The organism is Pristimantibacillus sp. Z349TD_6, from assembly GCF_056173205.1.
The window spans coordinates 7,524,933-7,542,436 of record NZ_CM149662.1; the positions used below are offsets into that span (position 1 = coordinate 7,524,933).

Genomic DNA, 17,504 nt, shown 5'->3' on the forward strand with positions numbered 1-17,504 from the left:
AGTCGTGTCAAAGCTCACAAATAAGTCAACTTCGTTGTCACGAGCCAAAATAAATTGGAATCATTTGAAATCAAGCTTGCTTCTGAAATACGCCTTGTCGTACATACTTATCTTCCTAATCCCTTTGACCGGAGTTACCATATTCGTTTATGAAAACGCAGTCACTGGTCTTCGCTCGGAGATAGAGCAGTCCAATGTGAATCAATTGAATCAAGTGAAAATGACGATTGATGACCGGATGAGAGAGCTTCAGGAAATCGCCAGCAAAATAGCCTACGACGAGCAATTAACGCCTTATATGGTTCGTGATCCCTATTTTGGCTGGGAAGCTATTCGTCAACTTTCTACCTACAAAGCCAACAGCAGCATTTTGGAAGATTTATTTCTATATTTCCATGATGATTCTACTATTTACTCATCTCGCGGTCTTACCAATGTAGATGTTCTATTCAGCCAAACCTATCAGTTTAATCAAGTGAGTAAAGAGGATTTGCTTCATGACCTAAATGAAGCCAAAGGTCCGATTATGCGTCCTGCTGAGCAGGTCAACGTTAACTATCGCAAGGAATCTATGCTTACACTGCTCGTTCCGATTATGCCAAATGATCCTTTTCCTTATGGAACCGTTGTCTATTTGATGGAAGAGTCCAAGCTGACCGGAGTGATGGATTCCATCCTCAACAACTTTTCCGGCAGCAGCTACATCTTTGATCAGGACGGCAAAATGCTGACGGCCAATAATCATGGAGCAAGCATGCCGCAGGGTGACTTAGCTATCCTCTCTGCTTTGCAGCCAGGCATTCACAGCCTGACACTGAACGGCGAGAAGCAGTCTGTTGTTGCTGTCCTATCGCAAGAGAATGGATGGACTTACGTCGCCGCAATGCCGAGCCATCAATTTTTCAGCCGTGTCGTTCACATTCAGACTCTGATTCTGCTAGTATTCAGTATCGTCGTACTGACGGGCATTGCCGCAGCTATGTTATTGGCCAAGCGTCAATACCATCCCATTAAAGATTTAATGGAGTTCGCCAAACAAAAGAGCAAAAGCACTGCATTAGATTCAGCAAAAATCAGCAATGAATGGGATTGGATCAAGCAGACCATTCATGATTATAATGCTCGAATAGATATACAGGTGCCTTATGTTCGCAATCAATGCTTACTTCTTCTACTCAAGCATGGCAAGCCTGACGACCCAGAGATCGAGCAGCTAGTCTTGGATGCAGGGCTTGAGCTTCCGCAGGGGCAAGGGTATTATTTCTCTGTTATTTTGGCTTGGAATGCTTCCAATACGGGCGAAAATTCCCGTCAGGAACGCCAGCAGATGCAGGAAATGCTCCATGAATTGGAGCTGCCGGATCTTCATTCGCGAGTTTATGGGATCGAGTTCTCCCCTGCAGAGCAATTTGCGTTCATGGTTAGCCTTGTACCAACAGAGTCCGTACCTTTGCAGGAGCAGATTGAACAAATCGTTGAGTCCATAAAGCTCATGATTATGGAAAACTCGCAGCTGCTGCCATCGCTAGGGGTTGGTACGCCATACGAGAATCTGGCAGAGCTTAATCAATCCTTTATCGAAGCGGCTACCGCGCTGGAATTCCGATTGGCAGGCGGTAATGGCCATGTCACTTACTTTGAACACTTGGCAGAGCTCAGCTCGCCGGATACAGAGACCTTCTGGATCTCCAAAAAATCGCTGCTCAAGCTAGAGCAAAGCTTAAAGCAAGGAAACGCAATCGTAGCCAGACAAATGATTAGCAGCATCATCCTTGATATGAAAAACGAGTCATTGTCGGTATCCTTACTGCGCTGCTTTTGCTATGACCTGCTAAACGCCTTGCTGCGGGCAGCCTCTGAAATGGGCATGCACAGCGTTATTCAGCACATTTCTGCCTTGGCAACCTTCGATACACTCGAAGAAACCGAACAAAAGCTGAACAGGCTTGCCGAACAAATTTGCGACCAGGTGGAACGAAATACCGAGACCGAGCAGCATTCTTTAATGGACGATATCGTAGCGTACGTGGATCAACAATATGCGGATTACACGCTCAGTCTGGAGCATATCGCCTTGAAATACGCAATCTCAACTTCCTATTTGAGCCGCAGCTTCAAAGAAAAAACAGGCCTCAACTTTTCACAATATATTTCGCGCTGCCGTATGGATGAGGTCATGCGCCTGCTGCTGAGCACCGATGCTCCACTTAAAGACATTATTGAGCAAGTCGGATACTTGGATACACCGAACTTTATTCGTAAATTTAAGAAAGAAACAGGCCTTACCCCAGGGCAATACCGTAAGCTTAATGCTCCCGAAGTCCACCATGTGGAGTAAAGCCCATCATTGTCATCATGCTCATAATCAAAGCCAACTCTTAAGCACCGTTCCCGGTGCAAGAGTTGGCTTATTTACTTGGATGTTAGCTCGTTTTCCAGCGGTCGTATGCCGTCTGATAAATCGCCGCCATCCGTTCTCCACCCATTTTCTTGATCGTGCCAACGTATTTATCCCAACCGCTAATCGAATCTTGACCTGTAATAAACTTAGCTTCCATTTGCATAACATAAGTGCTCAGGTCAGAGCGAAGTTTTGTAACCTCAGCCGACTCTTCTGCAGTTAAGAACAAAGCTGGAAACGGAACTCTTGCACCGCGATCCAACAGCTTTTCCTTATTTTCCTTGGCTACCCACTCATCGAACTCTGTTTTCAAGCCCTTTGTAAGGTCATCGCTAATTACCATAGGCGCGGCAATACCATAGTTAGGCGTAAGTGTTGAGCGGTATTCCTCCCGATCGCCGCCGCCTGGAACAGGCAGCCATTCCTTCGTCATTGAAGCTTTGTCTGTGTATTTCCAAAGCGTGCCTTCAGGTCCTTTGTCAAACAGCATTGCTCCATCATAGGAGTACAAATAATCGACCCAACGCATCGACGCTTCAGGCGCTTTGTTGCTGCTCGTAATTGCGAAGGCGCCTGTTGAATAACCTCTATTTTTTGCAATTGCAGGAGCTGCTACCATATCGCTCTTCACAGGGCTGAACAGCACATCTTCTGTGTCTGGCTCTCCGCCGAGTGTAAAGTATGCATGCCACTCCGAGAACAATCCGACTTGATTGTTTTTAGCTTTTGCTTTCTTCTGATCATCCGTTTGAGAGAAGGACTCATGATCGAGCAGTTCCTCACTCCAAAGACGATTCATGTATTCCAGGTACGCCTTGTAAGGCTCTTCCATAGGCGTATAATGAACAACATCCTTGTCATCTACGTAAATTTCTTCCTCATATGCGCCAAACGCTCCTAGAATCCACGTCCGCAAATCTCTCATCTTCGAGGAGGAAGCGAGTGGAATTTCGTCTTTTTGGCCATTGCCGTTCGGATCTTCTTCTTTGACCCGCTTCAAATAAGTGTACAATTCCTCCGTTGTTTCAGGAATTTTCTTAATATCAAGCGCTTTCAGAAAGTCGCCGTTATACCAAAGCGGATTGCGGTACCATGGCTGGTTTAAATCAAATCTTGGCAAGGAGTAAATATGCCCGTCCGGTGCTGTGATGGATTTGCGAATATCCGGGTAAGCCTCAAGCAGCTTCTTCACATTCGGTGCATATTCGTCAATAAGGTCTTCCAGTGGAATAAGAATGCCTTGTCCACCATAATTAAGCTCCTCAGCCTGAGTTAGCTTTGCGCCAAACAATACATTAGGATAATCGCCGCTTGCAAAAACTAGATTTTTTTTCGTATCAAAGCTGTCTCTAGGCGCATTCAAATACTCAAATTTAATGCCCGTCAATTTCTCCATTTCGTCCATTACCGGCATGTCATTCCAGTTCTGAATACCGATGTCCGGCGCCATTAGCGTTAAGGTAAGTTTCTCGTTAACGATTGGAAAACCTTCCTTATTCACGTTTGCAGCTGCTCCTGCTCCTGCTCCCGCTCCAGTCGTATTTCCTTTTTCCTTGTCGCCGTTAGAGCCGCAGCCTGCAAGCAATGTAACCGTCATCACACCTGCAAGCAGCAAGGACGCTGCTTTTCTTGATTTGTACATTCTTAAATCCTCCCTTTTTTTCCTCTATTCTATTTAAATGATGCTATATAATAAGCGAAGGAATGATTTCCTTCGTCCATTATCTCACAAAGTCCTTCGGAAAAGCTCCGAACAAGGCAACTAACCCTTTACAGAGCCAATCATGACGCCTTGTACGAAGTAACGCTGCAAAAACGGATAAACGGCAATGATCGGAAGCGTCGATACGATAATGACCGCATATTTGACCAAAGAAGCCGCATCTGCCTTGGAATTCATCGCCATCGCTACTTCACCGCTAACCGCGGCACCCGTAGTCTCTGCTGTCATTTCCTGCAGCACAAGAATTTGGCGCAAAATCATTTGAAGCGGATATTTCGCCTCGTCATTCAAATAAATCAATGCAGAAAAATAACTATTCCAATGCCCTACTCCATAGAAGAGAGCCATAACCGCAATAATCGGTGAGGATAACGGTAAAATAATACGGACAAATAGCTTCAAGTTCGTACAGCCATCCATATGCGCAGCTTCTTGCAGCTCCTTCGGAATCGTAGACTGGAAAAAGGTTCTCGCCACGATGATATTCCATACTGAGGCTGCGACTGGCAAAATAAGCGCACCCATGCTGTTAATGAGGCCTAGGTTTTTAATTAACAAGTAGCTTGGCACAAGGCCTCCGCTGAAGAACATCGTAACTAGAATGATGCCCATGAAAAGCTTGCGCCCGATGAAATCGGTTCTGCTCAGCGCATACGCGGCAGGCAGGGTAACGACTAGATTGAGCAGCGTACCCACGACCGTGTAAATGATCGTATTGAGATATCCGTTCCAAACCTTCGCGTTATCGAATACCAGTTTGTACCCTTCCCACGTAATCCCCTTCGGAAACAGCCACATTTCGCCTGAATTGACGTATTTCGGATCACTTATCGAAGCGCTGACCATATAGAGCACCGGGTACAACACAACGATTAGCGCTAGTAGCAAATAAATATAGTTCAAAATGAGAAACAGCTTATCGCCCTTTGATTCTTTTACTGCTGTAACCATACGTTTCTGCTCCTCCTTCCTACCAAAGACTGGTTTCGCTTGTGCGTTTCGCAATTTTGTTGACCATAATAAGCAATAGCGCATTCACGACTGAATTGAACAAGCCCACGGCCGTAGAAAAGCTATATTGTGCATCTACTAGCCCGGTTCGGTAAACAAATGTAGAAATGACATCCGATGACCCCATATTTAATGGATTTTGCAGCAGCAAAATTTTCTCGAAGCCAACGCCCAAAATATTGCCCATGTTCAAAATCAATAAAATGGTGATGGTCGGTACAATCGTCGGCAAGTTGATGTGCAGCACTCGTTTGAATCGGCTTGCGCCATCGACGATAGCAGCCTCATGAAGCTGAGGGTCTACGCCAGACAATGCTGCAAGATAAATAATTGTCCCCCACCCCGCGCTTTGCCACACGCCTGATAAGACGTACACCGTCTTAAACCATTTTGGATCCGTAAGATAAGCAGCCGGCTCCAAGCCAACCAGCTCGATGAGCCTTACAAGCATTCCCGATGATGGCGACAAGAAAGTGATAATCATCCCGGCCATAACAACGACAGAAATAAAATGCGGTGCATAAGTAACCGTTTGCACAGTTTTCTTAAAGTAGCCGTTCTTAATTTCATTAAATGCTAACGCTAGAATAATGGGCAGCGGAAAACCGATGGCCAGTTCATATAAGCTAATGCTGAACGTATTCCACAATAAGTCCCAAAAATAATAGGAGTTAAAAAATCTCTCAAAATGCTCGAAGCCTACCCACGGACTTCCCATAATGCCTTTTGTCGGAATGAAGTTCTTGAAAGCAATCTGGATACCGTACATCGGACCATAATGGAAGATAAGAAAGTACAGCATGACAGGAGTCATAAATAAGTAGAGCTCCCAGTTTTGCAGCATCTTTTTTGCGAGCGACTTGTTTCCGCTTGTCTTCTTGTTTAATGGAACAGCTTGCAATTCGTTTCCTTCCATCTCTCTCGAATCCTCCTCTCTCTATGTTGTTATTCGCAGCTTCACTCAACCGGCAACCGGCATTGTAATTGACTAGCGCTTACATTCCAAATTGTAGTCATTTTCACCATCAACGGTAAATATGTATGATCTGCATTGTCATTCGAAAACGCCGTAACCATAGGGTTTTACAGGCTTTCCGCAATGACAGTTGTCCTATTTTCGCTCATCAGAACGCTCTTAATGTGTTAGATATGCTGTCCGAAAATGGGGTGCAAGTGATACATATTGTGCTTTGCGGATAAATGTGTGAACCTTTCTTACGAATGCCTGTTTCTGAACAGCCGTTATCAATTATCTCTTATGAACACGCATACAATTCCAATCCAATTCAGGAGGCTTTTGACCGTGACAAACAAAACCGCCCACCTTATTTCGCACACGCACTGGGACCGCGAATGGTACATGCCTTACGAATACCACCATACGCTGCTCGCAGAGCTAATGAACGATTTGCTTCGCATCTTGGAAGAGGATGACAGCTTCCGCAGCTTTCATCTGGACGGACAGACAATCATTATTGAAGACTATCTACAGATTCATCCTGAGAAAAGAGAAGTGCTCGAGAAATACATTCGAGAAGGCCGAATTATTATCGGTCCATGGTATGTGCTGCAGGATGAATTTCTGACAAGCTCCGAGGCGAATGTCCGCAACTTGTTGATTGGGCATCAAGACGCTGCTTATTATGGCGTTATTTCAAAGCTTGGATATTTCCCCGATTCCTTCGGAAATATGGGGCAGGCTCCACAAATGCTGAAGCAAGCAGATATTGATACCGCTGTGTTTGGACGGGGCGTTAAGCCGACCGGCTTCGATAATATGGTCGGTGAAACGACCGGCTCCAGCTATGAATCTCCATATTCAGAAATGCACTGGACCTCTCCTGACGGTTCGTCCGTGCTCGGACTGCTATTTGCTAACTGGTACAACAACGGGATGGAAGTGCCGACTGATCCAGAAGAAGCGAAAGCCTATTGGACCAAACGGCTTGGCGATGCCAGCAAATACGCTTCTACGCCAGAGCTTCTATTTATGAACGGTTGTGATCATCAACCTGTTCAAACCAACTTATCCGAGGGCATTCGCACGGCAAGCGAGCTTTTCCCGGACGTTACCTTTGTTCATTCCAGCTTTGAGCAATATATCGAGGCATTGAAGGGACAGCTGCCTTCTCATTTGACGACGGTCGAGGGCGAGCTGCGCAGCCAGCATACAGACGGGTGGAGCACGCTCGTCAATACGGCTTCCGCTCGGGTTTATTTGAAGCAGCTCAATCAGCGGGGACAAACCTTGCTGGAGAAAGGCGCTGAGCCTCTAGCCGCACTTGCACATCTAGTCGGCGGCCAAAGCTATCCGCATCAGCTATTGACCTATGCCTGGAAGACGCTTATGCAAAATCATCCCCATGACAGTATTTGCGGCTGCAGCGTAGACGAAGTGCATCAGGAAATGGTGACGCGATTCGATAAGAGCCGCCATACGGCCGAATCCGTCATAGCGGAGAGCTTGAGTGCAATTACGGGACAGATCGATACGAGCGGGGTTAAAGCATGGGGTGAATCCAGCGTGCCTGTTACTATTTTCAACATGACGGGTTGGGAGCGCAGAGGCACAGTAAGCGCGGAGCTCATCGTTGCCAAAGCTTATTTCAAGGAAGGACCTAACCCTGCTGCCATTGCTGAACGGCTTGAGAAGCTTCCGCTTCATTTGGAGAATGGGGCTCTGCTGGATGACGAGGGTTATGCGATTGCTGCCAAAGTGGAGGATTTAGGCGTTCATTTCGGTTATGAGCTGCCGAAGGATAAATTCCGCCAGCCTTATATGGCTCGCAAAATAAAGTTAACGTTTGAAGCAAGCCGGGTTCCGGCACTTGGCTTCAAAACGTATGCATGGCAAGAATCCGCTGCAGCTCCGGCTTTAGCGCCTAACACATCACTAATCGCCAGCCCAAGCGGCATGGAAAATCAATTTATTGCTGTAAGCTTTGAAGCAGACGGCTCATATCATTTAACGGATAAAGTAACCGGAAAGACATTCCAAGGACTTGGCATTTACGAGGATTGCGGCGACATTGGCAATGAATATGTATTCCGGCAGCCTGAGGGAGAACAGCCTCTTACGACCAAGGGTATTCCGGCAACTATTACCCTTGTTGAGAATGAAGCTTATCGGGTCACGTACGAGATTGTCCATGAATGGGCAATTCCAGCCAGAGCTGATGATACATTCACCACTGAAAAACGAAAAATGGTCCGTTTCCGTGATCGGCAGGCCCAACGAGTTGAGCATATGGTGCCGATGCGCATCGTCACACTCGTTAGCCTAGAGCAATCCGGCAGAGGGCTGCAGCTGGAGGCATCCTTCAATAATCAGGCCAAGGATCATCGCCTTCGCGTATTGTTCCCTACTGGGCTGAAGTCGAACAAGCATTTGGCTGACTCGATCTTCGAGGTCGCTTCCCGTGATACGACGCCAGCGGAGGAGTGGATAAATCCAAGCAATGCCCAGCATCAACATGCATTTGTTAGTGTGTCGGACGGCGAACATGGCTTAAGCGTCGCTAATAAAGGTCTTAACGAATACGAAGTGCTACGCGATGGATCGAATACCATAGCGGTTACGCTTCTCCGTTCTGTTTCTGAGCTGGGAGATTGGGGAGTATTCCCGACACCAGAGGCGCAGTGCCTTGGCGAGCATACCGTAGAGTTCTCCCTATTCCCGCACGCCGGCGATGCTATTTCTTCGGAGGCATTTGTGGAAGCTTACCAATTCCAAGCGCCTTGGTTCCACCTGCAAACCGGAATTAAACAAGGCTCGCTCCCGGCAACCTATGAGGCACTGAAGTGGGAAGGCAAAGGGTTCGCTTTGTCCGCCTTTAAAGTGTCGCAGCAAAGCGGCGATGTCATTATTCGTTGGTACAACCTTGCGGGCGAGCCGCAGGAGCTGGCGTTTGAAGCTAATTTTGGCGTAGAGCGTATTCATCAAAGCGATATTTTGGAACGCCGCCAAGAGGCCGCGAGCATTCAGAACAGCTCTGTACGCCAAACCATTGGAAAAGCAAAAATTATAACCTACTCATTACAATCAGGAGGCAAACCTTATGAAATTACCAGATTCCATCATTAACGTATTAGCTGAGGCAGACCAGCGCCTTGCGCATCGTCCCAAGCTGCAAAAGCTGTTCAAAAATTGTTTTCCAAATACGCTGGAGACAACGATCAAGCTGCTGGACGATGGCACAACCTTTGTCATTACAGGAGATATTCCGGCGATGTGGCTGCGGGATTCTACGGAGCAGGTTCGTCATTACATCCCTTATGCCAAGGAGGATGCTGAACTGCAGCGTATTATTAGCGGCGTAATTCGCCGGCAAATGTTCTACATTAATATAGATCCCTATACGAACGCTTTTAATGAGACGGCAAGCGGCAAACATTATAATGCCGGCGATCAATCGGATATGACAGCTTGGATGTGGGAGCGCAAATATGAGCTGGATTCCTTGTGCTTCCCTACTCAGCTCGCCTATATGTACTGGCAGGAAACGGGCAAAAGCGATATTTTCGACGATGCCTGCTATCAAGCCTTAAACTCGATCGTCAATGTAATCAAAACAGAGCAGCGGCATGAAGAAAAGTCCCCTTACCGCTTCGTGCGTCCAGGCTTTAAAGAAACCGAAACGCTGCAAAATGACGGGTTAGGACTGCCGGTCAACTACACAGGCATGTCTTGGTCGGGCTTCCGTCCAAGCGATGATGCTTGCCTGTTCGGCTACAACATTCCTTCCAACATGTTTGCCGTCGTTATTTTGGGCTATATTCGGGATATTGCGGATCAAGTGTATGGCGACATAGAATTGGCCGCAAGAGCAGAGAAGCTGCGGCAGGAGATCGACTTTGGCATCAGAGCGTACGGCATCGTCAATCATCCGGTATTCGGCAAAATTTATGCTTATGAAACGGATGGGTATGGAAACTACTGTCTTATGGATGACGCGGGTACACCTGGACTGCTGTCTATTCCTTATTTCGGCTATGCGCCTGTGGACGATCCCATTTATCAGAACACACGCAGGTTTGCGCTGAGCCATGAAAATCCGTTTTACTTTGAAGGCAAATTTGCCAAAGGCATAGGCAGCCCTCATACGCCTGCCGGGCATGTATGGCATATGGCTTTGTCGATGCAAGCATTGACTGCTGATAATAATGAAGAAATAAAAGAGCTAATCGATATGCTCGTGAATACGGATGCTGATACAGGCTTTATGCACGAGGGCTTCCATAAGGATGATCCTTCCGTATTCTCGCGAGAATGGTTCGCTTGGTCCAACAGCCTGTTCGCCATGTTGATTTGCGAGGCGATGGATAGAGAAATCGTATAATCTCATGTATGGGTAAGTTCTCACACAAATAAGAGGCAGCCCCTTAGGTCAATAACCTAAGGAGCTGCCTCTTCTATTATAGAAGATACGGGAGCATCATAATCTTCTGCTTGCTCAAATTATTATTTTTTCACGATATCCTGTACCGCTTTGTCGAATTTCTCAAGCAATTGATCGCTAGTAATTTGCTTGCCGAGGTATTCTTGCATTGCTGCACCCCATTGCTGTGTAATGCCGTCAGGGAAACGATCCCAGTTCCAGCTTTTCACTTGCTCTGGACTCGCATTCGCGAAGGTTGCGAAGTCGCCGCCGATTTTGCCTACCGCTTCTGGGTTTGGCTCGATGGAGGACAATGCCGGTACAAATTTGAAATCGGTTGATATGAATTTTTTGCCTGTTTCCGAAGTAACCATCCAGTTCAAGAAGGCTTTCGCTTCTTCGACTTGGTCGGATTTGCTGTTGACGATCCAGTTGTTCGGTACGCCGGTAAATACGTTAGGCTTGCCTTGAAGAGGGACAGCCATCATGCCAAGGTTAAGCGCAGGATCAATTTCATCAATCATGCCTTGAATCCAGTTGCCGTGCTGAATCATGGCATATTTGCCTGCTGCGAACTCCGCTACCTGCGTATTGTAATCCGTTGTCAGCGCATTGTCTTGACCATTCGCGAACATAATGTCCACTAGGCGAATCCACTGCTTCATGATCGGATCATCTTTCAGCTTGACTTTGCCCGCTTTCACATCTTCAATAAATGCCGCAGGATCAGCTTGGTTAGCGAATGCGATATTTAGCGTATGAATGCCCATCGACCACCACTCCGAAGTAAGCGCGAATGGAATGATGCCAGCATCCTTCAGCTTTTTAGCTGCTGCTTCTAGATCCTCGAGCGTTTGCGGCAGGTCGGTGATGCCTGCTTTTGCAAATAGATCCTTATTGTAGGTGAAGCCATAAGCTTCAAGGTTCATCGGCATGCCAAGCAGCTTGCCGTCACGCGTAATTTGCGCTTTCGATGCTTCAACCAAATCCTTCGCCCAAGCCTCGCCAGTCAAGTCCGTCGCACGGTCCACGTAAGGATCGAAGCCCGCCCAGCCGCTTGAGTTGAAAATTTCCGGCTCCTCGCCGGCAGCCAGCTCTGCTTTCAGCAATGCGCTGTAGTCTTCCCCGCCGCCGTGTGTCTCGATTTCCACTTTTACGCCGGTTTCCTTCTCGTATTCAGCAGCCATTTTGGCAAGTGCGTCAGCTATCTCTACCTTGAATTGAAACACTTTAATGGTAACGTCCTTCTTCGGCGCTGCCGTCGCTTCTGTTCCACCGTTTTTTTCAGTTTCTTTTGGTGCATTTGTTGCTTTCCCGCCGTTGCCGTTGTTGCTTCCACAGCCGCTTGCCAGAACGATGAGCATAATAGCAGCTAGCATAAGTAAGGAAACTTTTTTCATCTTATGACCTCCCGCAAATTTTATATATCATTTCGTTTTTGTATCGCTTACATCGTCATTATAATTGTGCAACAACGTGGCACAACACCGAATATATTGTACTTCTAGGTGTAAAATGTTGATAACTTCCATAATTAAACTTTTTATCGTTAACCTTTAACTGAACCGGCTGTAATTCCTTCAATAATGTGCTTTTGCAAAAATAAAAAAAACAAAATAATTGGAATCGTACTAAGCGTGAGTGCAGCCATTGCGAGATCCCACTTGCGCAAATATTGGCCAAAAAACTTTTGCACGGCGAGCGGAATCGTAGTCAGCTTATCATTTATAACGAGCACTGGCAGCAAATAATCATTCCAAATCCACAGCACGTTCAAAATAATGACCGTTACCGTGATTGGCTTCAGCAGCGGAAACACGATACGCCAGAATACGCCATAAGGTGAGCAGCCATCCACAACCGCCGCTTCCTCTACCTCTAGCGGAACAGATTTAATGAACCCATGATACAAAAACATCGATAAGGAAATGCCGAAGCCCATATAACATATAACGATACCATACAAATGACCGCGCAATTCGAACATCGACGTAATGCGCATCAGCGGCAGCATAACCGATTGGAACGGAATGATCATGGCAGCAATAAGTACCGTCAGCAATATTTTATTAAAGGTCGTCGGACGCCTAACTAAGCGATAAGCCATCATGGAGCTGACGATGACAAGCATAAGGACGCTAATCGAGGTCACCATAAACGAATTCAGAAACACCGTCGGAAAATCAATGGCAACCCATGCGCGCTTGAAGTTGTCCAGCCCCAGCTTCTCCGGCAGCGAAGCGGCGTTGAGCAAAATAAATTTGAGCTCCTTAAACGAGTTGATGATCAAAAAGTAGAACGGTGCCAAGAAAATGAGCGCAGCCGCGATACCTAAAATTTCGAGCAATAAAATGAGTGGAGTATAGCGCTGTTTGTTTTCCATTACGCCTCCACCTCCTTCTTCTTCGTGAACCATACCTGCGTGACCGTAATTAAAGCTACGCCGAAGAAGAATATCATCGCTTTCGCTGTTCCAAGTCCATAACGGTTGTTAACCAGCCCCTCGCGGTAAACGTTTAGCGCAATCGATTCCGTTGCATTGCCAGGACCGCCAGCGGTGAGCGACAGGTTCAAATCGAACATTTTGAACGAGTTTGATGTCGTAAGGAACAAGCAGATCGTAATGGCTGGCATAATAAGCGGCACGGTGACTGAACGCAGCATTTGCCAAGCTCCTGCCCCGTCGATTTTGGCGGCCTCGATTAAATCCTTCGGCACACTGATCATAGCTGCGATATAAATAATCATCATATACCCTGCCGTCTGCCATACGAATACGATAACGATGCCCCAAAAGGCAGTATTCGGAGTACCTAACCACTGAAGGTTAAAGAATCCGAAGCCCGTCGCTTCGCCGATAGCCCGAAAGCCCCTTACGAATATAAAATACCAGATGTAGCCGAGCAGCAGTCCCCCGATTACGTTAGGCAGAAAAAATACGGTTCGCAAAATGTTGCGGCTCTTCAGGTTTCGCGTAAGCAGCAGAGATAACAGAAATGCCAGCAGATTGGTGACGATAACCGCGGCAGCCGTAAACTTAGTCGTAAACCAGAATGCATTCCAAAAACGCTCATCGTCCGAGAAAATCTTAACTATATTTTTCATTCCTACCCATTTGGCGTTGCCGAGGTCCATCCCGTTCCATTCCGTAAAGGTGTAGTAAAAACCCATCACGAATGGCGCAAGCACAATCAATATAAAGGCAATGAGTCCCGGTCCAACAAATACTGTTTGCTGTATCCATTCGTTCCACTTGATTTTTTTGGACATCATTCTCGTCCCCTTTCTCTTCCCTATGTGTCAATGTATCTGTTGATATTCACAGTATAAAACCGAGTCCCCCATCAAACCACAGAGGATGATGATAAGGTAGGTGGACTATATTGACCATCCGCAGCAGGATCGGTTACTGTGTTTATGCAAGAGTGACTTAGACAGAAAGCGGGCGATTGTGATCATGAATACGATTAAGCCATTTAACACGATTCGCAAAAAGCTCATGCTTTTGCTGCTCGCAGCTACGATTTTGCCGATTGCAACCTCGATGATTATCTCTTATAATGCGACAACCAAATCGATTACGGAGGATGCAATTGCCCGCAACAATCGATTGCTGTCGCTCGGGAAAACCAACATTATGAACTACATGAACAACATCAATCAGAAGTCGCTCGCTGTCTACAACGCAATGAACGTTCCGCGCTCCTTGTATTACATTTTGGAGCACAGCATGGAGGATGAGGTATTCCCGAACGATATTACCGACGTCATCCGCAATCGCAACCTGCTGAAGGATCATTTGTACAACATGTATCAAAGCGTCAGCGAATTTCATAAAGTAAGGCTTTATGCGGTCAACCAAAACGCAACGTATCTACTATGGAATGACGACATTAAGGTTGGGCGAAATAATGTTCCCATTCCACAAACCTTTAAGAAAGCATATATAGAGCCTACGCATATGAGCCATAATTACGGACTCGTTGATCTCAAATCTTCGGCAAGCGAGGAGATGGTATTTACGCTCCATCGTCCGATCTTCCTCGCTCCAAGTGATGAGCTGCTTGCTGAATTGTCTATCGATGTGAGATTGAATGTATTAGAGGATTTAAATCGCCAGCTCTATGACGGCGGTGAGGAAAGCTTTTATATTGCGGATTCGAATGGTCAAATCGTGCTTTCTTCAGATAAAAACGAAATCGGTACGTCAGCTAAACAGAGCTGGCTGGGGACGATTCTCAGCTCCGGGCAGGACAGCGGCCATTTTGACTGGAAAGAGGAATCATTTAAGGGCATGATTTTTTATGATCGGATTAAGACGCCTTACATGGACTGGTATTTAATCAAACAGACGCCCTACAAGCATCTCTTCAGCGCTGCCGATCGGATTGCCCGCATTAATACGGCAGTCGGAATCGCTTTTCTAGCCATTGTCGTATTAGCCACTTTGTTCATTTCAATTCGGTTTACGAAGCCGCTGCTTCGCTTAATCGGTTATGTGAACAAGATTGAGACGGGCAATTTGAATGTAGCGATCGACATACACAGCAATGATGAAATCGGCCTGCTCGCAAGGCGGTTCCGCTCGATGATGCAGACTATCAACAATCTCATTTTGACCGAATATCGGCTTGAGATTGCCAATAAAACCAATGAGTTGAAAGCGCTGCAAGCTCAGGTAAATCCGCACTTTCTCTATAATGCGCTGCAATCGATCGGTACGGTTTCACTGCAGCACGGCGACACCAAAGCGTATTCACTCATTACGTCTCTTGGGAAAATGATGCGCTATCAAATGAACGCCATGGACTCGGTCGTGGAGCTGCGCCGGGAGCTCGATTATGTTCAGGCCTATCTTGATTTGCAGAAACAGCGTTTTGATACAGCTCTCCATGTGCAGTTGCTAATCGATGAGCAGACAAGGCAAATACTCGTTCCAAAAATGATTTTGCAGCCGCTGCTCGAAAACTTTTTTAAGCATGGGTTTGTGCAATCATCGGAGGAGCCTTCGGAACTTCTGATTACCAGCGTTTTGGATAAACAAGGGGGATGGCTTTCGATTACGGTTCAAGATAATGGCTGCGGCGTGTCCGAGGATCGGCTGCAAGAGGTGCGGCTTCAACTGGAGAAAATGCCTCCCATCGGAACCGGGCAGCCGAATGATCAAGAAGAGGGCGGCATTGGCCTGCCTAACGTGCTTTCGCGTCTGCGCCTGCATTTTAACAAAACGGCTGCTATGGAGCTGCGTCACGTGAAGCCGCATGGCTTTTCCGTTACGATTCATATTCCGCTGGCAAAGGAGAATGAACGATGAAGGCATTAATCATTGACGATGAGAAGCATGTGAGGGAAGCGATACGACTGCTCGTCCCTTGGGATGATTACGGCATCGATACACTGCTTGAGGCACAAGACGGTATCGCCGCTACTGCTTTAATTCGCACGGAACGGCCAGAAATTATTTTCACCGATATGATGATGCCTAATATGAATGGCACGGAGCTGCTGCAATGGGCGGCTGAGCATGCGCCCTCCAGCAAAATCATCGTCATTAGCGGCCATGACGACTTTAGCCTCGTTCGCCATGCGGTCAAATACGGCGGAATCGATTATATTTTGAAGCCCATTGATGCAGAGCAGCTCGTTAGTGCATTAGCGAAAGCAGTGAGCTGCTATACCGCGGAGGAGCAGGAGCGATGCCGCAAGACGAGGATGAATATCGAGCTTAATCAGCTTAAGCCGATGTACTTGGAGCAATATTTTTCGGCAATGATCAACGAACCCGGCTCCTACTCGAACTTTGCAGATACGCTCAGACTGGAGTTAGGGATTACGAGACCTATACCTCGTGCACGTATTGCACTGGTCAAGCTTGAGCTTGCTTCTCCGTTCATCAGAGAGAAATTTGCCTCAGGACTCGATTTGCTGCTGTTCACCTTGACGAATATTTGCAATGAATTTCTAAAGGAAAAAGAAATCGGCTTCGCGCTTCGCCACCGCGGACAGGAGCAGGAGCTATTGCTGCTGTTTTGGGGAGATGGAGAGCTGGCGCCTGCGTTAATCAAGGAAATGAACGATGCGATATTTGTGATATTGAAGACGCGGTTTCATTTTGGACTCGGGCATGCTGCAGCTTTTCCTTCATCAGTAGCCACCGCTTATCAGCAAGCGAAGCATGCGCTTTTGCGCCGGAATTTGCTCGTTAACGATTCGTATTGCCATACTTTTGAGGCAGCAGTTCATCAGCACAAAAACACGCTTCTGCTCTTTAGCGAGCATGAAGAAAAAATAAAATTTGCTGTGCAAAGCGGCAACAAAGAACAAATCCGCCGCGCTTTAAAGCCTTGGTTCGATTCCCTTGATCAAGCAGGATTCATCTCGCAAGAGCAGCTAATGAACTGGCGTCAGCAATTCGAATTCGCCAAGTCTATATGGGAATACAAAAGCGACAAAAACAAAAGTGGAAACAAATCCGAATTAATTGAGGATCAGACACTCTTATCCTTGGATGCCAATGGTTTTTTTGATTACGAGCAGTGGAAACAGGGCGTTTTTACAGAAACGTGTGACGTTTCCTTGCGTTTGGCTGAACATGACAAGGAACGTAGTGTCATTGAGGACATCGCTGCCTATATTGAACAGCATCCTCACGAGGAGATCACGCTGCAGGATATATCCGAGCGCTTTTATTTAAGCAGAGAATACATTTCGCGCAAATTCAAGCAGGAGACGAATGGCAATTTATCTGATTTTATTGCGGAGGTTCGGATCAAGCGGGCAAAGGAGCTTTTGGCGAACGGGCAGTTAAAGATCGCTCAGGTTGCTGAGCTGGTTGGCTTTCAGGATGAGAAATATTTTAGCCGCGTCTTCAAGAAACGTACGAACTGCTCCCCCAACGACTATAGGAAACACCATTACAGCGGGGATAGTTAGCGGAAACCTGCTCTCGCATAAGGGATAAAGTCAGCTCCATAAATTGATTCAAAAGCAA

General features: G+C 46.7%; 11 protein-coding genes. 5 read left to right on the forward strand and 6 right to left on the reverse strand.

The window, feature by feature from the left end:
- The first annotated feature begins 4 nt into the window (after window positions 1-4).
- Window positions 5-2,338 carry a helix-turn-helix domain-containing protein gene (locus AC0VYE_RS32605; RefSeq protein WP_475444939.1) on the forward strand — a complete coding sequence of 778 codons (2,334 nt, stop codon included), beginning with the start codon at window positions 5-7 and terminating at the stop codon, window positions 2,336-2,338.
- An 85-nt stretch (window positions 2,339-2,423) separates the two neighbouring features.
- Here the strand turns inward: AC0VYE_RS32605 and AC0VYE_RS32610 are convergent, their stop codons facing one another.
- From AC0VYE_RS32610 to AC0VYE_RS32620, 3 genes are all read right to left on the reverse strand, one after another.
- Window positions 2,424-4,043 carry an extracellular solute-binding protein gene (locus tag AC0VYE_RS32610; protein ID WP_475444941.1) on the reverse strand — a complete coding sequence of 540 codons (1,620 nt, stop codon included), beginning with the start codon at window positions 4,041-4,043 and terminating at the stop codon, window positions 2,424-2,426.
- A gap of 120 nt (window positions 4,044-4,163) precedes the next feature.
- Window positions 4,164-5,075: a carbohydrate ABC transporter permease gene (locus tag AC0VYE_RS32615; RefSeq protein ID WP_076266323.1), complete on the reverse strand. Its 912-nt coding sequence runs from the start codon at window positions 5,073-5,075 to the stop codon at window positions 4,164-4,166.
- A 19-nt stretch (window positions 5,076-5,094) separates the two neighbouring features.
- Window positions 5,095-5,979: an ABC transporter permease gene (locus AC0VYE_RS32620; protein WP_372238957.1), complete on the reverse strand. Its 885-nt coding sequence runs from the start codon at window positions 5,977-5,979 to the stop codon at window positions 5,095-5,097.
- Between the two features lie 414 nt (window positions 5,980-6,393).
- Here AC0VYE_RS32620 and AC0VYE_RS32625 point away from each other — a divergent pair, with 414 nt between their 5' ends.
- Window positions 6,394-9,219, forward strand: coding sequence for an alpha-mannosidase (locus AC0VYE_RS32625; RefSeq protein ID WP_475449803.1), 2,826 nt, complete (start codon window positions 6,394-6,396; stop codon window positions 9,217-9,219).
- Window positions 9,194-10,474 carry a glycoside hydrolase family 125 protein gene (locus AC0VYE_RS32630; protein WP_475444943.1) on the forward strand — a complete coding sequence of 427 codons (1,281 nt, stop codon included), beginning with the start codon at window positions 9,194-9,196 and terminating at the stop codon, window positions 10,472-10,474. The genes AC0VYE_RS32625 and AC0VYE_RS32630 overlap by 26 nt, the downstream gene beginning before the upstream one ends.
- A gap of 122 nt (window positions 10,475-10,596) precedes the next feature.
- On the opposite strand, the gene AC0VYE_RS32635 is transcribed toward AC0VYE_RS32630, so the two are convergent.
- From AC0VYE_RS32635 to AC0VYE_RS32645, 3 genes are all read right to left on the reverse strand, one after another.
- Window positions 10,597-11,913: an ABC transporter substrate-binding protein gene (locus AC0VYE_RS32635; protein WP_076266326.1), complete on the reverse strand. Its 1,317-nt coding sequence runs from the start codon at window positions 11,911-11,913 to the stop codon at window positions 10,597-10,599.
- A gap of 149 nt (window positions 11,914-12,062) precedes the next feature.
- The gene (locus AC0VYE_RS32640; RefSeq protein ID WP_475444945.1) at window positions 12,063-12,896 is read right to left on the reverse strand and encodes a carbohydrate ABC transporter permease; all 834 of its coding nucleotides are present in this window, start codon (window positions 12,894-12,896) and stop codon (window positions 12,063-12,065) included.
- Window positions 12,896-13,783 carry a carbohydrate ABC transporter permease gene (locus tag AC0VYE_RS32645; RefSeq protein ID WP_076266328.1) on the reverse strand — a complete coding sequence of 296 codons (888 nt, stop codon included), beginning with the start codon at window positions 13,781-13,783 and terminating at the stop codon, window positions 12,896-12,898. The genes AC0VYE_RS32640 and AC0VYE_RS32645 overlap by 1 nt, the downstream gene beginning before the upstream one ends.
- A 187-nt stretch (window positions 13,784-13,970) precedes the next feature.
- On the opposite strand from AC0VYE_RS32645, the gene AC0VYE_RS32650 reads away from it, so the two are divergent.
- Window positions 13,971-15,827, forward strand: a complete 1,857-nt coding sequence (locus AC0VYE_RS32650) for a sensor histidine kinase (RefSeq protein WP_475444947.1) — start codon at window positions 13,971-13,973, stop codon at window positions 15,825-15,827.
- Complete coding sequence (locus AC0VYE_RS32655) at window positions 15,824-17,446, forward strand: response regulator (protein ID WP_475444949.1); 1,623 nt, start codon at window positions 15,824-15,826, stop codon at window positions 17,444-17,446. The genes AC0VYE_RS32650 and AC0VYE_RS32655 overlap by 4 nt, the downstream gene beginning before the upstream one ends.
- The last annotated feature ends 58 nt before the right edge of the window (window positions 17,447-17,504 follow it).

Bases quoted from the DNA above. Each gene is read 5' to 3' on its own strand.
- AC0VYE_RS32645 (WP_076266328.1), bottom strand. From the start codon at position 13,783: ATGTCCAAAAAAATCAAGTGGAACGAATGGATACAGCAAACAGTATTT.
- AC0VYE_RS32640 (WP_475444945.1), bottom strand. From the start codon at position 12,896: ATGGAAAACAAACAGCGCTATACTCCACTCATTTTATTGCTCGAAATT.
- AC0VYE_RS32625 (WP_475449803.1), top strand. From the start codon at position 6,394: ATGAACACGCATACAATTCCAATCCAATTCAGGAGGCTTTTGACCGTG.
- AC0VYE_RS32610 (WP_475444941.1), bottom strand. From the start codon at position 4,043: ATGTACAAATCAAGAAAAGCAGCGTCCTTGCTGCTTGCAGGTGTGATG.
- AC0VYE_RS32650 (WP_475444947.1), top strand. From the start codon at position 13,971: ATGAATACGATTAAGCCATTTAACACGATTCGCAAAAAGCTCATGCTT.
- AC0VYE_RS32630 (WP_475444943.1), top strand. From the start codon at position 9,194: ATGAAATTACCAGATTCCATCATTAACGTATTAGCTGAGGCAGACCAG.
- AC0VYE_RS32620 (WP_372238957.1), bottom strand. From the start codon at position 5,979: ATGCTGCAAAACTGGGAGCTCTACTTATTTATGACTCCTGTCATGCTG.
- AC0VYE_RS32655 (WP_475444949.1), top strand. From the start codon at position 15,824: ATGAAGGCATTAATCATTGACGATGAGAAGCATGTGAGGGAAGCGATA.
- AC0VYE_RS32635 (WP_076266326.1), bottom strand. From the start codon at position 11,913: ATGAAAAAAGTTTCCTTACTTATGCTAGCTGCTATTATGCTCATCGTT.
- AC0VYE_RS32615 (WP_076266323.1), bottom strand. From the start codon at position 5,075: ATGGTTACAGCAGTAAAAGAATCAAAGGGCGATAAGCTGTTTCTCATT.